The following is a 17,355-nucleotide window of genomic DNA, read 5'->3' on the forward strand; positions in this document are numbered from 1 at the left end:
GGATCGGCAGGATTCTTGTCAACAATTTATTTCCACCCGTTAATTTGCATCTTTCAGGGCGGTCATCACTTGATTGTCCAGCTTCGCTGCTGCGTTTTTGTCATACGTCTTTTCATATTGTGGTTCTGCGGAAATACGGGAACCGTAAAACATAATATCACGAACAGCCTCAATTTTGATCTCTACCATGGCCAGCTTGAGCGGAACACCTTCCAGGCGGTCTGTTTTAACGACAGCACGACCATTAATGGCGAAAGACGAGCCGGCACCGATCAAATGCAGGACAACCTGCGGTTCCTTCGCAATATTAGCCAAAATACGTGAGCGATTATCCACGGCAAAACGAATCGTATCGGCGCTGACAGCAAACGTCCAGGACAAGGAACTGAGCGATGGTGCTCCTGACTCATGGTCTACTGTGCCCAAGGTAACAAAACGCTCTTTTTGCAAGAGCTTGAATAAATCTTCGGAAAGAGTTTGGGAAACAGTTTCAGCCATTTCAAAGCCTCCTATCAAACGTTTAGTACGTTCATTTTACCCTTCGTATTGCTGATAGGCAAACGTTTCCTCTCCACCTTGATTCTGGTTGTCTTTTTCCCTAGACTGGTAGGTAACAATACCGAATGATGGAAGGGGTTGAACAGCTTGTCGCCTACAGATCGCCTCATGCAGCAAATTGACCAAGTACTTGAAGAGCTTCAGGAAGTTCGGAAGGTAAATGAGCGGATGCACAAAATTGCGATGTTCTTAGAAGATATCCGACTAGCAGATGTGATCCAAAATTACACAGCCCCGCGCAAGCTGCTCTGGATCAATTTCCTCGCAGGTCTTGCCCGGGGTCTGGGATTGACGATTGGTACTGCTATCGTTTTGGCTTTCCTCGGCTCCCTCTTGACGCAATTTCTTTCGATCCCCATTTTGGGGGATTACATCAGACAATTGGTGGAGTACGTCGAGACTTACAAGCAACGGCCTTAATGATAGAGACTAGTCTCTGTCCTCGTCATGATCGTCATCATCGTGATCTTCATTCCATTCCTTACCGTGCTTTTTCCAATAGCCATACGCATTGCCGTTGGGATGCTTATCTTTCTGCTTCCCTTTTTCTTTTTTCTTTTTGTCATCATGATCGTCTTCATCGCCGTCTGTTGGCTTCACAGGCTCGACAATGACCTTTGTGCTGAGTGCAACGTCAGCTTTCTTAATCAGCTTATCGTCTTCATACAATGCGAATTGAATCGATTTGGCACTAAAGGAATGATTCTTGTAAGACAACGTCAAAGAGAACTCGCCTTTGTCATTCGGTTTAATCTCTTTTTTCTTCCCGTCAGGAGCGATCACAACCAGCTTAGCATCGTCCTTTTTGTTCCAGCCGCTTACTGTCCCCTTCACCTGGATGGACTTGGCGGCAGGATTGTTTACAGCAGTCGCCTTGATGACATATGCGGTCGCCTGATCCTTGTCAGGAGCGTTAACGATTTCTACCTGAACAGATTCGGAATCAACCTTCTTGCCATCCTCGTAAACCTCGATCAAGGCTTTTTGATCTTTTGCGGCTTGTACATCCTTTACTGAAACCGTAAAGCTGCCTACGCCATCCCACAGCTTCTTCACGTTTGCGTCTTTTTTCACGCCATTATAGGTGACAGTTACTTTGTCTGCCCCCTGCTTGACAATTCCTTTTACTTTTAATTCCTTTTTCTTCGCATCCAATACAGACATGGTATGGATGATCATTTCCTGATCTTCTTCTGCTTTTGGAACGATCTTTACCTGTTCGCTATCGACCAGCTTGCTGCCTGCATAGGCGCTTACGGTTACATACGGCTCATAGGATGCATCCGGAGCTTCAAAGCTGACCGTAAAAGAATGCTCGTTGGTCGGAACGACTTCAATGATGTCGGAATTTGGCTTTTTCACTACCACCTTGGTGACATCCGAAGTCACAATCCCCTTTATGTACACCTTGTTATTTTCAGTCTTGGCATTTACGCTCACGATTTCTTCAGCATTCTCTGTCAGGCGCACTTCCAGCCAGATGTCGCTGTAGTACTCGTTGTAGATACGCTCCCACTCCGCTTTGTTTTCTTCCATATACGTTTGGAGCTTCGTATTCAAGTTGATTTCATCTACAATGATGTACAAGTGATCCGCTTGATTTTTCAAGAGCATGTTCAACGTGGTTGGATCATTTTGGGCCAGTTCTTTTAAATTGTAGCGCGTGACTTGCTTCCCCTCGTCATTCATGACTACCTTTGTGGCACTTGGACTAGCAATCGAGCTTGCATTGGCAAAAATTGGCGTTAAACAGCCAAGAATACCTGCCGCTGTCACAACTGCTAATACGGGCTTGGTCATGTACTTCTTCAATGGTAGTTCCCCCTTCTAGTCTGCCAAAATCCCCCTGCTTGCTTGGGTCTTTCATATTGACGGGAAATCATTTTCAAAAGTTGCAGCATCCAGGAAACCGCGTCTTATTACCTATGAAAACCACTTGAAACAAAAAAACTCCCCCCAACTTCCGAATCATTTCGGCAAGTGGAGAGGAGTCTTTGTCCCGTTAGTTGCAGTTGTACTTGGGCTCACTTTCAATCGCGACCAATAAAGCTTCGACTGATTCAGCAGGGTATCGCACTTCCACGGACTGTGAATCAGCGTTCCCCGATAGCACATACCAGCTACCTTCCTGACGATACCCGATATCGCTCATTTGATGATCCTCATGTAGCAATTGCAAGAAAAAAGCAGCTGTATCCAAAGCAGAGCGGTCCTCTGGTCGCGCATCGGCAACCAATTGAATTTGGAGCCAATTAAAAAGTGCATCTTCACGCTTCACGCGATTCTCCTCACTTTCGCCCAGTTTGCTCCGGTTTGATCCGTACCTTTACAATCACGAGAATCGCGATCGCCACCAGCATTGCACTTTTCACAGGAAGCTGCACATCCAAAATAGCGAAAATGAGAGCTCCAACAAATAAAAGGATGTACAAGAGCACATTTTTCAAAATAGGCATACGGATACGGGTAGCAAAGCCAAGATAATAGACAATAATTAATTCCGCAAACAAAATCCAAGCGCGATATTTATCAGCCCACATGCGAAAGCTGTCAAATGCTGTGAGCTGATCTGGATTCGTTGGCACATAGGTTGATGCGATTTGTATCCAGTCCATCACTTATCTCTCCTGTCTTCAAGCGGTGAAACCCCTACTGCTTCACATGCCACCTCATAGGCGGAATGAAACGAATAGTCACTCCTTTTTTCTTAGGAAAACGCTATCTTTCTTACTTTATCAGGTGGTGGATTCTGTGTCAAAAAACGGTAGGCCCTTCCATGTGGCTGGCATGATTTTCGCCGTACATGCTATGATGAGGATATGTCAGTAGAAAAAGGTGGGAATAAGATGAGCTTGTATGATATTGCCGTCAAAACGATTTCCGGTGAAGAAAAGACTTTGGCCGCCTTCAAAGGCCACGTACTGCTAATCGTGAACGTCGCCAGCCAATGCGGACTTACCCCTCAATACAAAGGGCTACAGGAGCTGTATGAGCGTTATCAAGATAAGGGTCTCGTCGTTCTCGGCTTTCCTTGCAACCAGTTCGCTGGGCAAGAGCCTGGAACAGAAGAAGAAATCGCAACGTTCTGCGATCGCAATTACGGCGTGACGTTCCCGCTTTTTGCGAAGATCGATGTCAATGGTCCTGGTACCCACCCGTTGTATCAGTACTTGAAGGAACATGCTCCAAGCGAAGAAAATCCAGATATCGAATGGAACTTCGCCAAATTCCTCGTGGATAAAGACGGTCGTGTCGTGAAACGCATCAGTGCTCGTACTCAACCCGAAGAAATCTGCTCAGATATCGAGAGTCTGTTGTAAGGACAAGCCCAAACAAAAACGCCACTTCATCCCCAACAGGATCAAGTGGCGTTCTTTTCTAATCAATCTTACGCTTGCGGTTGTGCTTCATAGCGTCTTTGCTTCTCATAGCGCTCACGATCTGATTTGTTCAGATATTTTTTGCGCAGACGAACGGATTGAGGTGTGACTTCGCACAGCTCATCGTCGTTCAGATATTCCAGTGCCTCTTCCAAAGACAACATGCGAGGAGCCTTCATTTTGACAGTCTCATCCTTGGTCGCAGAACGTACGTTGGTCGCATGCTTTTCTTTACATACGTTTACAACAAGATCGTTGTCACGGTTGTGCTCGCCCACGATCATGCCTTCGTATACTTCTGTACCTGGGTGAATGAACATCGTTCCGCGATCTTCTACGGACATCAAGCCGTACGTGGTAGCTGTTCCTGTCTCGTGGGAAATAAGTACCCCTGCGTGACGTCCTCCTACCGCTCCTGGTACAAGTGGACGATAGCTGTCAAAGGAGTGGTTGAGAATACCGTAACCGCGTGTAATCGTCAAGAACTCTGTACGATATCCGATCAAACCGCGGGATGGAATAATGAATTCCAGACGAACTTGTCCGAAGCCGTTGTTGATCATGTTAACCATCTCGGCTTTACGTTGACCCAATGTCTCCATAACCGGCCCTGTGTATTCCTCAGGCACATCAATGATCAACAGCTCAGCCGGTTCCATTTTTTGTCCATCGATCATACGAATGATAACCTCAGGCTTGGACACACCCAGCTCAAAGCCTTCACGACGCATGTTCTCTACCAAGATGGACAAGTGCAATTCACCGCGTCCAGAAACCACATACGCATCTGGCGAATCTGTTTCATCTACACGCAGAGATACATCTGTCTCCAGCTCAGACATCAGACGATCACGCAGCTTGCGGGAAGTCACGTGCTTACCTTCGCGACCAGCAAACGGGCTGTTATTCACAAGAAACGTCATTTGCAGAGTTGGCTCGTCAATTTTCAAGAGTGGCAATGCCTCTGGATGATCAACGTGGCAAACCGTTTCCCCTACGTTGATATCGTCAATACCAGAAATCGCTACGATATCTCCTGCTCTTGCTGTTTTTTGCTCAACACGTTGCAATCCGGAGAAACCGAACAGCTTTTGAATCCGTGCTTTTTTCACTTCGCCGTCGCGTGTAGTGACAGATACCATTTCATTCAGGTTCATGGTTCCGCGATAGATGCGGCCAATCCCGATACGACCCAAAAAGTCGTTGTAATCCAGCATGGTTACTTGCATTTGGAGCGGAGCAGATTCGTCTGCGTCAGGAGCAGGCATATGCTCTACGATGGTGTCAAACAGTGGGCGAAGGTCGCCTTCCAGTTTATCTGGCTCAAGTCCTGCAATCCCTTGCAGACCGGAAGCATATACGATTGGGAATTCCAGTTGGTCTTCCGTCGCATCCAGATCAATGAACAGGTCGTACACTTCGTTGATAACTTCTTGAGGACGTGCATTGTCGCGGTCTACTTTGTTCACGACAACGATAGGGGTAACTTTTGCTTCCAGCGCTTTTTTCAATACAAAGCGCGTTTGTGGCATACAGCCTTCGAAGGCGTCGACGATCAACAGAACGCCATCCACCATGCTCATGATACGCTCAACCTCGCCACCGAAGTCAGCATGGCCTGGTGTATCCAAGATGTTAATCGTGAAATCATTGTATTTGACAGAAGTAGTTTTCGCCAGGATCGTGATTCCACGCTCGCGCTCCAGGTCGTTAGAGTCCATCATTCTCTCTTCTACCTGTTGGTTCGAGCGGAATGTGCCCGATTGGATCAAAAGTTTGTCAACCAGCGTGGTTTTTCCGTGGTCAACGTGGGCAATAATTGCAATGTTGCGTATGTCAAGACGCTTCATGTGAACCTCCTCTATTATGCATACCTTCCATATTAACAGGTAGTGAAACGCGGCACAATGGGCAGTTTTTTACGGGAGCCACTTCCAGAGTAGGGAACTTTATTTTCGTCATACTAAGGAAAATGGAGGTGGCATACGTATGAATCGGTACGGCCCGAAATATTTGGTTGGCTTGCTAACGATTGCAACCATGTTGACCGGATGCGCAAGCTCGAGCAGCCATCCAAAAAATCAAGCGCACACACAAAGTACCACCTATCAGCAAGCCCCGGGTGCCAGGACAAGCCTTGCTCATGATTATCATGCCTACACTGGCGGAATCAATGCCCGCAATTATCACAAAGGCTATACGGTCAATGGTTTCAATCAGGATTTGGCTGAACAGCTCACCTTGGTCGCAGATGAAGTACCTGGTGTGGAGCGGGCTACTGTTCTCGTGAGTGGAACAGATGCTGTCATCGGAATTCGTGTTCGAAAAAATTTTGGCCCTGAGCAAACGCGCATAATCGAACAGCAAGTCCACTCAGCCGTTCGTTCACGTGTTCCCCACTTCTCCATCCAAGTAGCCTCCGACGCAGCCACATTTGATCGGATTCGTGCCATCCATGCAGATATTTATGAAGAAGCGACGCATCGGACCAATCAAGTTGATGTGAGACCCGACATGAACAATCAAATCACCAATACATCCACGGAATTTCGTTCTCTGCTCCACGATATGGGTCTCAGAATTCCTACTGTCACTCCATGATGACAAATAGGAATCGAAGCTCCATATAAAAGAGGTGCGGATTTAGTCCGCACCTCTTGAAAACTTTTCCATTTGTTACTTACTTTGCCGCTTCAACCAGTTTCATTTCTGGCTCAACAACTTGCAGTTCACCCAAACCACGAACTAATTTCTTCGCGTAAGTTTTTTCCGGCTTCAGCACGGATACCAAGTAGTCGATGGCGATTTGCGGATCAACGGTTTCCCCACACGTGTAGCAATCCAGAGCAGCAAAGCCGCGCTCAGGATACGTATGAATGGACAGGTGGCTTTCCGAGAGAAGAACCAGTACGGTAGCACCCTGAGGAGAAAACTGCTTCGCTTGCACACTCAGTACCGTAGCACCGCATGCCTCAGCAGCCTCTATCATTTCCTTTTTCAAAAATTCTGCGTCGTTCAACAAATCAAACTGAACTCCCCATGTGTCAACAGCAACGTGTCTTCCGAAAGTCGAATATTCCATCTTTCGGTTCCCCCTTCCTAACGAGTGTAATGTTAAACATCGCTAGGACCTGCGTCATTCACTAACGGGGGCGGTTTCCGTTGTTATCCACCCTTTAAAGTGAATCCTGGTTCCTAATCCTGTTTCCAACGAAAACAACAATACCATGCATCGGCCTAGTTTGACAATACCCTTTTTCAATAATCTATAAGAACATTACAAATAGGCATGACGGCTGTCTCTACAGAATGGAGAGCTGACGCCTGCTACAAGTGGCTTTCACCTATTATGATATATGCTAAACTTTTAGAAAGGAACCTGAATGGAGAGGATCACAACACATGATTACTATCCGTAATGCCAAACCAGAAGATTTGCCAGCACTAATCGCTATCGAGCACCTTTGCTTCTCACCAGAAGAGGCTGCAACACAGGAAGCATTTGAGAAGCGTATTCGTTTGATTCCTGACAGTTTTTTTGTAGCGGAAGCGGATGGGAGCATTGCGGGATTGATCAATGGACCCGTCATCGAATCCCCCTTCATTACTGATGATCTTTTTCAAACGATTAAAGAAAATCCGGCATCTGGCGGTCATCAAACGATTTTAGGCTTAGCGGTTTCTCCCACTTTTCAAAATCGCGGCATTGCCTCTATGCTCCTAGCACATCTGGAAGCATCCGCAAAAGTGTCCGGTCGCGAGACGATCACTCTTACGTGTAAAGATAATTTGATTGGCTACTATGAAAGACATGGATACCTCAACAACGGTGTTTCCAGCTCAGATCACGCCGGAGAAATTTGGTACAATATGAGCAAGCCATTACCATTGCGCTAAATGTGAAGGACAAATAGTAAAAGCGGGCACCTCTTGTTAGGAGGAAACCCGCTTTTTCTTACTCGCTACCTGATCACATAAATAAAAAAGGGCGCCCCGGGCACCCTTCTTTCACTAAACTTCTAATTCAAATAGACGTCGCGATAACGTTACCAGTCGAACATCAATTGCTGGAAGTTTTTCTGGGGCAGTTCTCTTTGCCCAATTACGCAAATCCAGCCATCGGTCCGTTTCTTGACGTAAGGACTCAATCTCCTGCTCGCTACCATCCTGCTGGAACAAAGCCTCCAGCTCATTGGCCATGTGCAGAGAGTTATTTTCAAAGATGGACACTTCTTCGTCTCCGGTTAGCTCCTGAATGCTCACAACCGATCCTTGATCGTAGTGATACACCATTGTGAAGCCGTCGTAAATCCGGTGGACAATTCCATAGCCTCGGAACGCTTTCATTGCTTTTCTCATAGCATTTGCCAGTTGCCGATCTTGGATCAGATACGAGCTGTCGCATGAGTAGCGGCTGCCAACCCGACAGAAACTCAATTGAATTTCGCCGGTCTTGTCATTCAAGATTACGTCACGATCGCCATTGTCACACACTTTGACTTGGACTGAAATGTGTTCATTGGTGAAAAGCGAAACGAACTGGTTCAGCTCTTCTTCATTCACCGTAAAATAGGCCTTGGCGTAATTAGTTGCTAAACGCTGTGCCATAAATATCTCCTCAATTCTTTTGGTTTGCATGGGTCGAGTATGACCGAACAGTTATCCAAAACAGAGGAGATACGCTAAGTATCAACAAAAGAACGCTGTAGAACCTGGCCTTGCCCTCCGCATCGAAAATCGATTTGGGTAATGAAGGCGGATCACCTACTTTTTGTTTTTCGCAAAAAAGCCATTTCTGACATCTTTATTATACCTCAGGTGCCCTCAAAAGTCTTGAGCAAAATGACGATGAATTTTAGCAAAAAACCGGAATATCCGCAATCAGAAGCAGGGAAATGAAAAGAACTCCCTGATTCACTCAAATGCTTGCTGTTTCATTGAAATTCAAAGCGACTTATATCCCTGCGGTTGAGGTCATCGCTTTTTTGATTGCTGCCTGTTCTTCTTCAGACAAATGGTAGGTCGATGTACCCTGCTCAAGCGGCTTGGCGTACACGCGAGATTCTTCTCGTCCAAAAATGCTGGTGATCACGACGCCGTTCCCAGCGTCATCTGTTACCGCCAGCGAAAAGCTAAGATCACTGCCGACATCCCCGAAGGCATTGTAACGGATAATCGCTACTTTGCCGCATTGCGCTGCCATTCGTTGTGACAGACGATTGATGGCAAACTGCTGATCGCTATGCTGCTTTTTCATTTCCTCTACCTGATCCAGCAGTTTATGCAAGCCTTCCTCGAGATTGGCTCCTCCCGTCCCTGTCATAATCCGGTTGATCGATTTCCTCAATCGACTGGTCCGAACTGACTGCATAATCACGATCCATAATAGGATCAGTGTCAATGCGATGACGGCTAAAAGCAGGATCGCTACAGTGGGGATTTGTGATAGGAATGCTTCCAAAACTTTTCTTCCTTTCCGGCGCGTACGTAAATATGCTGTTAAAAACCTTCTTTATTGTACAACCGTCGGGCCTCCCATTCAAACAAGTCTTTTATAAAAACAACAATTACTAAATGAGCGACTTTTCCACCAAAAAAAGCGACACCCTCATTTGTTTGAGATGTCGCTTTTTCATTCCGTATTGGTTTGTGTCAAACTCATCGTCCTTTGGCTATCCTCCAGTCTGCCTACGCTTCCAAAAGCAACATTTCCCGACGGAGCTGTTTTAATCGCTCTGTGGAGTGTTTCATCTGACTTTGGTCTTTGGCTTGCATCGCGTCATACAACGTCGCCAGTTCATAATCCAACTCCAGACGCAGTACCGGGATGCGTTCTTCCGAGTCACGTCGTTTCATCGCGGCAATTACCTGATCCATCGTTACATTGCAAAATTTTTCATAGATCACTTTTTTCTCAGCTCCTTTTAATTCCACTATTCTGATAACTTCTCCGTACTGGATTTGCTTCAGCAAGACGCACTCCTCAAAAGTGACCTTGATCATGGCATGCCCTTTTGCCCGCTCTACGAAGTGGTACAGTACGAGTGCCACCCGAGAATCATTGACAGGAATGCCTGCAATGTGCAGCTTATAGGACCCATTTAAACGCTGCATTTTCCAGTCGGATCGGCCATCTGTGGTGTTCACGAGGAGGTGAAACTGCTCGGGAGATTCTTTCCACGTGACGCTCACCCCTGCTTCCACCAGGGCCTGCACCATCGCGTACAATGTTTTGCGGTCAAACCAAACTGCCAAATGGAAATACTCCAACTCCATGCCGAGATTCATCTTCTACAGGCCCCTCCCGTTGACAGAATACTCAGATATCGTTTTCGCCGTAAGGGAGTGAGTGGTATATCATATTATTCAGGCTTTGGTTTTGCTATTCATAAACTCGGCATGTATTTTTTTCCTGGATGGTATGATATCATATGGAGGATTCCAAGCTCCCTTGACGGGGACGATCGCCCTTTTCTTTCCAGTAGGGTTTGATGATGCTTAAAAGAGGTGTTTGTTACATGCCAACGTTTCCAGGTTTTCGTCAAGAAGATTTTGATGTTTTTGCCATTGATGGACTGGATGCTCGGATGGACGCGATCAAAACCAATATCCGTCCCAAATTCGAAGTACTCAGCCAACACTTTGCGCCTTTTCTCTCCGTAGCAACCGGGGATGAAATGTTTACGCACATAGCAAAACATGCACGCCGCACGGTGAACCCACCAGCTGATACGTGGGTTGCCTGGGCTAATGATAAACGCGGTTACAAAAAACATCCGCACTTTCAAATCGGCTTGTGGGGAACACATTTGTTCGTTTGGTACGCGGTAATTTACGAGTCTCCTTCCAAAGAGATCATCAGCCATGCGTTTAACAAGCATCTGGATGAGGTTCTTGCGATGGTTCCGGAGCACTTTCACTGGTCCCCGGATCATATGCAACCAGCAAGTACGTCTCAAAAAGAATTGGGCAAGGCTGGCGTGAAAAAGCTGGTGGACAGGCTGGCACAGGTAAAAAAAGCGGAGTTGCTCTGCGGAATTACCATTGATCGTCATGATCCGATTCTTTCAGACGGAGAAGCTTTGGTGAGTCGACTCGAAGAAACATTTGGCGTGTTGAGTAAGCTCTATACATTAGGAAATTCTCGTGGATAGAACGCTTACTGCTTTCTTTAATTAAGTTATATGCAAAAGAACAGGTCCGCTTTCATTTGAAAAACGCAGGCCTGTTCTTTTGTTTTAGGAAAAAGACCGCAGTCGATCCAAAGACTTGTTCACATCGCCAAACATGCGGTCAAACAATTGTTGGACACTAGGTACATCATCAATTAATCCAATAACCTGACCAGCCCACCCAAAGCCTCGCTGGCTGTTGCCCTCATAAATAAAGGTGCAATTGCTCTCTCCACTGATGAAGCTCTTTAACTGCTCGTAGCCTGCCCCTTCTTTTTCCAATTGGAGAATATGATCAGAGCCTGGTGTACGAACGACCCTCGCAGGTGCCCCCAGTGTGCGCTTGATAACTGCGGTATCGTGCTCGGTTCCAGTAACTAACGCCTCTTTATAAGCAGAATGGGCATGGACACATTCTTTCGTCGCAATAAATCGCGTTCCCATCTCCACACCTTCTGCACCAAGTGCAAGCGCTGCCAAAATTCCCCGACCATCACCGATACCACCGCTAGCCAATACCGGGATATTCACGGAATCCACCACACGCGGAATCAGAACAAACGTCCCGATATCATCTCTTCCCAGGTGACCCCCACCTTCTTGACCGACAGCCATCACAGCATCCGCGCCGATCGATTCAGCTTTTTGTGCTTGGCGGGCAGATGCAACCAAGACAAGCTTTTTGATGGGATGACCATCGAGTCTGCGCAGCAGTGGTTCTGGATTTCCTCCTGTTACCGAAACAACTGTCACTCCTTCTTCAATCGCCACATCCAGCATTTCTTCATACGGCCGACCGTGTTGACCAATTGCGTAATTCACACCAAATGGCTTATCGGTCAATGCACGAACCTTGCGAATCTCCTCTCGCAGCGCTTTAGCCGATGGCAAGGACATCGCCGTAATTTGACCGAGTCCCCCCGCATTTGACACAGCCGCAGCCAAGTCTGCGTAAGCTAAATAAGCCAAGCCACCTTGAACGACTGGGTATGCTATTTGAAGTAGCTCCGTTACTCTCGTTTTCATCCTTTTATCACCTCGTGTAAATGACCTTCTCGGCTTACAGGCTAAACTCCTGCCACCACACGTAAACCTGAATAAAAATTCGCTTGCTTTCCCCCCCTATTTTGCTATACTCAATTTGTTTGTTTTTCCCCTTATTATTCTTGATTAGTAAAGTGAGGCGATCGTAGTGAGACAAATGAAAACTCCTTTGTTCAGCGGGTTGTTGGAGCACGCCAACCGGAACCCGATTCAATTTCACATTCCGGGCCATAAGAAGGGTATGGGTATGCATCCGGCATTTCGCGAGTTCATCGGGGACAACGCTCTTTCGATAGACCTCATCAACATTGCGCCATTGGATGATTTGCATCACCCGAAGGCAATGATTAAAGAAGCACAAGATTTGGCAGCCGAGGCATTCGGCGCTGACCATACATTCTTTTCCGTACAAGGTACAAGCGGTGCCATCATGGCGATGATTATGGCGACCTGCAGTCCTGGCGACAAAATTATCGTACCGCGTAACGTGCACAAATCGATTATGTCGGCGATTATTTTCGCTGGAGCAATCCCCATCTTTATTCACCCTGCCATGGACGAGCGCCTGGGTATTTCTCACGGAATCACAGTGAAGGCCGTGCAAAAAGCACTGGAAGCTCACCCTGATGCTGCTGCTCTGTTGGTGATTAACCCAACGTACTTCGGTATTGCAGGTGACCTGCGTGAGATCGTGCGGGCGGCGCATAACTATGAAATTCCTGTATTGGTCGACGAAGCTCACGGTGTGCATATTCATTTTCACGAGGAGCTCCCGATTTCAGCCATGCAAGCAGGTGCCGACATGGCTGCAACCAGCGTACACAAGCTGGGTGGCTCTTTGACCCAAACGTCGATCTTGAATGTACGGGAAGGGCTCGTCGATGTGGATCGGGTGAAAACGGTCATGAGTATGCTCACAACGACCTCGACGTCTTACATCTTCCTCGCGTCGTTGGACATGGCGCGTCAGCACTTGGCCCTCAACGGGAAAATGCTCGCGGATCAAGCGATGGAGCTGGCAACAAAAGCACGCGATATGATTAACGAAATCCCGCGTATTTACTGCGTTGGCAAGGAGATTCTTGGAAAGCCTGCGACTTTTGCGATGGACCCAACCAAGCTCCTCATCCATGTACGCGATCTCGGAATCACTGGATGGGAAGTCGAGAACTGGCTGCGTGACAAGTATAACATTGAGGTAGAGATGAGCGATCTGTATAACATCCTCTGCTTCGTTACTGCCGGAGATACGGAAGAATCCATCCGTGCGCTTGTAAATGGCTTGCGTGATCTGTCCGTTGAATTTTCGCACGTACAAGCAGAAGACAAGCCGACCATCTCCCTGCCGAATATCCCTATGCTGTCCACCACCCCTCGAGATGCTTTCTATGCAGAAACAGAGACGATTCCATTAGTGGAAGCAGCAGGTCGAGTCATCACTGAGTTCATCATGGTGTATCCTCCAGGCATCCCGATCTTCCTACCTGGGGAGGTAATCACCGAGGAAAATATCGCATACATCCAGGAGAACATTCGAGTCGGATTACCCGTACAAGGTCCTGAAGATGAGACACTGAGAACGATCAAAGTCGTAAAAAGACAAACCGCCATTTCTGGCTAAGCGATCCGAACCGAAAAACGGCTGCCTCTTTCACGAGAGAGCAGCTTTTTTATTTTTTATGCAAGCATTTTGAGATAAGATGAAATGGGGAAAAATCAGGAAAGGTGTGCGATGCTGCCATGCCAGACTGGTCGTATCAAACGATATTTCGGCCACTTCTCTTTCTCATGCCACCCGAACGGGCCAGATCGATTACCTTGAAATCAATCGGTACTTTGGCCAAAATTCCGGGTGGTCCGTCCATCATCGAATGGATGGGACATATGGAGCCACCCTCGCAGCTCTCCAAAACAATGGGCCCAGTCACGTTCCCTACCCCAGTCGGGTTGGGTGCAGGATTGGACACAGAATGCATCGCCATTCAGGCGCTGTCCAAATTCGGCTTCGGGTTTCTAGAGCTAGGACCTGTGTCCAAAGAACCGATCGTTTCTCATGGCACCGTTCAACGCGACATTACCGCCATGAATATCCACTATTCCGGTCATTTGGTAAATAATGGTATATATAGCCTTCTGAGGCGCCTGACGGGGTCTGCTGGCATCAAAATTCCGATCGGAGTCAGATTGGCCTGCCAACCAGAAACCAGCCTGAGAGAAGCCACAGAAGAGCTTCAGGAGCTGATCGGCAAATTAGAGCACATCTGTTCGTTTTTCACAATTGATACGCGCGCGAATTTGGGACAGCCAGAATGGAGCCATACAGCGTGGAAGGAACATTTTTCCTGTTTGCGCAGCCAAACGGATCTACCTCTCTTGCTGGCGATTCCTCCGAGCCTTTCAGAAACGGAAGCACTCCCGATTCTCACCTCGGCAAAAGAAGCAGGACTCAACGGTCTAGTTGTCGCTGGCGGCATCATTCAGGAAGATTCATCATGCGCGAACACCTTTGTTTACACCACGGGGAGGAGTTCACACAAACAAGCGGTTAAATTTGTCTCCTGGACACGAGAACAGTGGCCAGATGCTCTTATCATTGGATCAGGTGGGGTTCTGGAGCCACAAGATGCTCTGACCTTTCTGGCAGCGGGTGCCGACTTTGTGCAGTTGCACAGTGGCTTGGTCTATTCTGGACCTGGCTTGCCAAAACGAATTAATGAAGCCATCTTGCAAACACAACCAGCCACAAACCCTCCACAAGAAAAGCGACCTGCTTTTTTATTTCCTTCTTGGGTATGGGGCATCTTGTTGGGCTTGGGCATGATGATCGGCGGGGCACTTGCCTTGCTGGTCGCCGCAACAACCGTCGTCCTCCCCTACGACGAACGCTTTCTCGGGATGTCAGCCAACCAGCTTGCATTTTTAAATGCGCAAATCCTCTCTTTTATGTCGCACGATCGGGTAAGTCTGGCAGGAACGATGATATCCATAGGAATTTTGTATAGCCAACTGGCTTACCATGGCCTACGTAAAGAGCTTCACTGGACGCGGACCATCTTGCTCGTCTCCGGAGCCGTTGGATTTTCCAGCATCTTTTTATTTATTGGATATGGGTACTTCGATTACTTGCACGCGATTTTAGCGCTCGTATTGTTCCCCATGTTTTTGCTCGCATTACGGACACCAGCGAAGGTTCATTTGACTCGCCTACCTCCTCAGCTTCACAATGATCGAGATTGGCGAATGGCACTATGGGGACAGTTGCTCTTTGTCATCATCGGATTTGGTTTAACAGGGGCTGGTATCATCATTTCGATCATCGGCGTCACTGGTGTCTTCGTTCCTTCCGACCTCGTCTTTCTCTGCGTGTCAGCTGATACCTTGCAGTCTTACAACGAGCGATTAATTCCGGTCATTGCTCATGACCGTGCTGGCTTTGGCGGGGCATTAGTTTCGAATGGCCTAGCCGTCTTGCTGATCAGTCTTTGGGGGATCAGGCGAGGAGAAGCGTGGATTTGGTGGACATTGTTTTTAGCAGGCATTCCAGGCTTTGTTTCTGGCATAGGCATACATTTTACCGTTGGCTATGTTGATTTTATTCATCTCTTGCCTGCTTATGTGGCCGTCCTTATATTTCTCATAGCACTTGTCCTTTTGAAGCCATATTTATGCCGGACAATCGAGTAGGAGGGAGTGACTAACTCCCGTCCTCTCACACCACCGTACGTACCGTCCGGTATACGGCGGTTCATCAAGCTTGACGAAGAACAGAATATCGTTGTACTAAACTTTTCAGCCCTTGTTGTTGCCAGTATGCAACTCCGAGGGCTTTGTGTATTTGAGGAGTCTTTGTGGAACGCCACGCACCCTTTCGGGTGTTTGCAATTTCTATTGCTTGGACGTGTGATAAACCCAGAGAACGAAGTTCTCGATATCGGGTTTTTATTCGCTTCCACTGAGACCACAAGCAAAGTCGGAGTCTGCGCCGTATCCATTCTTCGATGGATTGTAGAATTTTCTTTGCATCTGCAAGGGCGAAATATCCAACCCATCCCATGAGATACTGGTTTAGCTTCCCAATCCTTTCATCCATAGAGATGCTCCATACCGGATTTGTGATGAAGCGGATTTTCTCTTTCAACTTCAGAAGTGATTTTGGATGAAGCCGAATCCTTGCTTGCTTTGCGTTAGTGAAACTGAAACCGAGGAACTTACGTTTCCAAGGTCGATCCACTGCACTTTTCTGCTCATTTACTTTTAGCTTAAGTACCTTCTCCAAGTAGTTTTGGATACTCTCTTTTTTTTTTTTTTTTTTTTTTTTTTTTTTACCCGTTCTCCCGCCCGCTTTGTTTTCACGTAGATGTTGCTATCGTCTGCATATCTACAAAAGCGATGTCCTCTCTTTTCCAGCTCTTTATCCAAGTCGTCAAGCAGGATGTTCGCCAATAACGGACTAAGCGGGCCACCTTGTGGTGTGCCTTCTACTGCCGAGAGGCAGACTCCATTGATCATGATGCCTGCTTGTAAGTATGCGCGAATAAGTTTCAACAAAGCTTTGTCTTTTACTTTTCGGGCAACCCGACTCATTAAAATATCGTGATTTACCCGGTCGAAGAATTTCTCTAAGTCCATATCTACGACAAAGCGATATCCTTCGGAAATATAAGATTGTGCCTGTCTCATAGCGTCATGCGCACTGCGATTCGGTCGGAATCCGAAACTCGATTCTGAAAAGTGGGGATCGAATATGGGAGTAAGAACTTGGAGAATGGCTTGTTGGATTAAGCGATCTATCACGGTAGGAATACCTAATAACCTTACCCCTCCGTCAGTTTTCGGGATTTCGACTCTGCGGACAGGGGAAGGTTTATAGGTTCCTTTCATAATCTGTTCTTTAATGGTTAACCAGTGTTCACGGATATAATCGCGCAGTTGTTCGGTTGAAACACTGTCGATTCCCGCCGATCCTTTGTTTCTCTCCACTCTTTCGAGCGCCACTAATAGATTTTCCCGTGATAGGACTTTCTCCAACAACTCCATGACGATACCCTTTCCTTCGCACGCATCCTTCTAGTCTTGTCGGTCAATACTCAGCCCTCTCTTGTACCCTCAGGGCTTCACCCTTATTCTCCAAGAGTAGTTCCTTACGGAATTCTGCTTCACAGTATGATCACGAAAGTGATTAGCGGATGTGTTGACTTAAT

At 47.1% G+C, this 17,355-nt stretch carries 16 protein-coding genes and 2 pseudogenes; 7 read left to right on the top strand and 11 right to left on the bottom strand.

The window, feature by feature from the left end; genetic code table 11:
* Nucleotides 1-39 precede the first annotated feature (39 nt).
* The gene (locus tag BBR47_RS19420) at nucleotides 40-498 is read right to left on the bottom strand and encodes a pyridoxamine 5'-phosphate oxidase family protein (protein ID WP_015892137.1); all 459 of its coding nucleotides are present in this window, start codon (nucleotides 496-498) and stop codon (nucleotides 40-42) included.
* A 168-nt stretch (nucleotides 499-666) separates the two neighbouring features.
* Here BBR47_RS19420 and BBR47_RS19425 point away from each other — a divergent pair, with 168 nt between their 5' ends.
* A complete protein-coding gene (locus tag BBR47_RS19425) occupies nucleotides 667-978 on the top strand; it encodes a DUF5665 domain-containing protein (protein ID WP_015892138.1) in 312 nt (103 codons plus the stop codon).
* 9 nt (nucleotides 979-987) lie between these two features.
* Here BBR47_RS19425 and BBR47_RS19430 read toward each other — a convergent pair whose 3' ends face one another.
* From BBR47_RS19430 to BBR47_RS19440, 3 genes are all read right to left on the bottom strand, one after another.
* Nucleotides 988-2,370 carry a hypothetical protein gene (locus tag BBR47_RS19430; protein WP_041749526.1) on the bottom strand — a complete coding sequence of 461 codons (1,383 nt, stop codon included), beginning with the start codon at nucleotides 2,368-2,370 and terminating at the stop codon, nucleotides 988-990.
* A 190-nt stretch (nucleotides 2,371-2,560) separates the two neighbouring features.
* Nucleotides 2,561-2,836: a hypothetical protein gene (locus tag BBR47_RS19435; RefSeq protein WP_015892140.1), complete on the bottom strand. Its 276-nt coding sequence runs from the start codon at nucleotides 2,834-2,836 to the stop codon at nucleotides 2,561-2,563.
* A 10-nt stretch (nucleotides 2,837-2,846) separates the two neighbouring features.
* Complete coding sequence (locus BBR47_RS19440; RefSeq protein ID WP_015892141.1) at nucleotides 2,847-3,173, bottom strand: YlaH-like family protein; 327 nt, start codon at nucleotides 3,171-3,173, stop codon at nucleotides 2,847-2,849.
* Between the two features lie 231 nt (nucleotides 3,174-3,404).
* On the opposite strand from BBR47_RS19440, the gene BBR47_RS19445 reads away from it, so the two are divergent.
* Nucleotides 3,405-3,878, top strand: a complete 474-nt coding sequence (locus BBR47_RS19445; RefSeq protein ID WP_015892142.1) for a glutathione peroxidase — start codon at nucleotides 3,405-3,407, stop codon at nucleotides 3,876-3,878.
* A 68-nt stretch (nucleotides 3,879-3,946) separates the two neighbouring features.
* Here the strand turns inward: BBR47_RS19445 and typA are convergent, their stop codons facing one another.
* A complete protein-coding gene (typA, locus tag BBR47_RS19450; RefSeq protein WP_015892143.1) occupies nucleotides 3,947-5,788 on the bottom strand; it encodes a translational GTPase TypA in 1,842 nt (613 codons plus the stop codon).
* A gap of 139 nt (nucleotides 5,789-5,927) precedes the next feature.
* Between typA and BBR47_RS19455 the strand changes: the two genes are divergently transcribed.
* Nucleotides 5,928-6,539, top strand: coding sequence for a YhcN/YlaJ family sporulation lipoprotein (locus tag BBR47_RS19455; RefSeq protein WP_015892144.1), 612 nt, complete (start codon nucleotides 5,928-5,930; stop codon nucleotides 6,537-6,539).
* Between the two features lie 79 nt (nucleotides 6,540-6,618).
* On the opposite strand, the gene speD is transcribed toward BBR47_RS19455, so the two are convergent.
* The gene (speD, locus tag BBR47_RS19460) at nucleotides 6,619-7,020 is read right to left on the bottom strand and encodes an adenosylmethionine decarboxylase (protein WP_007723244.1); all 402 of its coding nucleotides are present in this window, start codon (nucleotides 7,018-7,020) and stop codon (nucleotides 6,619-6,621) included.
* A 320-nt stretch (nucleotides 7,021-7,340) separates the two neighbouring features.
* Here speD and BBR47_RS19465 point away from each other — a divergent pair, with 320 nt between their 5' ends.
* Complete coding sequence (locus BBR47_RS19465) at nucleotides 7,341-7,835, top strand: GNAT family N-acetyltransferase (protein ID WP_015892145.1); 495 nt, start codon at nucleotides 7,341-7,343, stop codon at nucleotides 7,833-7,835.
* Between the two features lie 114 nt (nucleotides 7,836-7,949).
* Here the strand turns inward: BBR47_RS19465 and BBR47_RS19470 are convergent, their stop codons facing one another.
* The 3 genes from BBR47_RS19470 to BBR47_RS19480 form a co-directional block, all read right to left on the bottom strand.
* Nucleotides 7,950-8,546 (bottom strand): hypothetical protein, encoded by a 597-nt coding sequence (locus tag BBR47_RS19470; protein ID WP_015892146.1) that lies wholly within the window; start codon nucleotides 8,544-8,546, stop codon nucleotides 7,950-7,952.
* Nucleotides 8,547-8,892: 346 nt separating this feature from the next.
* Nucleotides 8,893-9,399 (bottom strand): DUF4446 family protein, encoded by a 507-nt coding sequence (locus BBR47_RS19475; RefSeq protein WP_015892148.1) that lies wholly within the window; start codon nucleotides 9,397-9,399, stop codon nucleotides 8,893-8,895.
* Between the two features lie 227 nt (nucleotides 9,400-9,626).
* Complete coding sequence (locus BBR47_RS19480) at nucleotides 9,627-10,226, bottom strand: hypothetical protein (protein WP_041749527.1); 600 nt, start codon at nucleotides 10,224-10,226, stop codon at nucleotides 9,627-9,629.
* Between the two features lie 230 nt (nucleotides 10,227-10,456).
* Between BBR47_RS19480 and BBR47_RS19485 the strand changes: the two genes are divergently transcribed.
* Complete coding sequence (locus tag BBR47_RS19485; protein WP_015892150.1) at nucleotides 10,457-11,092, top strand: YktB family protein; 636 nt, start codon at nucleotides 10,457-10,459, stop codon at nucleotides 11,090-11,092.
* 84 nt (nucleotides 11,093-11,176) lie between these two features.
* Here BBR47_RS19485 and BBR47_RS19490 read toward each other — a convergent pair.
* Nucleotides 11,177-12,139 (bottom strand): annotated as a pseudogene (locus BBR47_RS19490) (NAD(P)H-dependent flavin oxidoreductase); the annotation flags it as partial.
* 163 nt (nucleotides 12,140-12,302) lie between these two features.
* On the opposite strand from BBR47_RS19490, the gene BBR47_RS19495 reads away from it, so the two are divergent.
* Complete coding sequence (locus BBR47_RS19495) at nucleotides 12,303-13,775, top strand: aminotransferase class I/II-fold pyridoxal phosphate-dependent enzyme (RefSeq protein ID WP_015892152.1); 1,473 nt, start codon at nucleotides 12,303-12,305, stop codon at nucleotides 13,773-13,775.
* A 119-nt stretch (nucleotides 13,776-13,894) separates the two neighbouring features.
* Nucleotides 13,895-15,838 carry a dihydroorotate dehydrogenase gene (locus BBR47_RS19500; protein WP_041749528.1) on the top strand — a complete coding sequence of 648 codons (1,944 nt, stop codon included), beginning with the start codon at nucleotides 13,895-13,897 and terminating at the stop codon, nucleotides 15,836-15,838.
* A gap of 64 nt (nucleotides 15,839-15,902) precedes the next feature.
* On the opposite strand, the pseudogene ltrA reads toward BBR47_RS19500, so the two are convergent.
* Nucleotides 15,903-17,191, bottom strand: a pseudogene (gene ltrA / locus BBR47_RS19505) (group II intron reverse transcriptase/maturase).
* Nucleotides 17,192-17,355: the final 164 nt, after the last annotated feature.

Origin of the sequence: Brevibacillus brevis NBRC 100599 (assembly GCF_000010165.1) — a bacterium.
GTDB lineage: Bacteria > Bacillota > Bacilli > Brevibacillales > Brevibacillaceae > Brevibacillus > Brevibacillus brevis_D.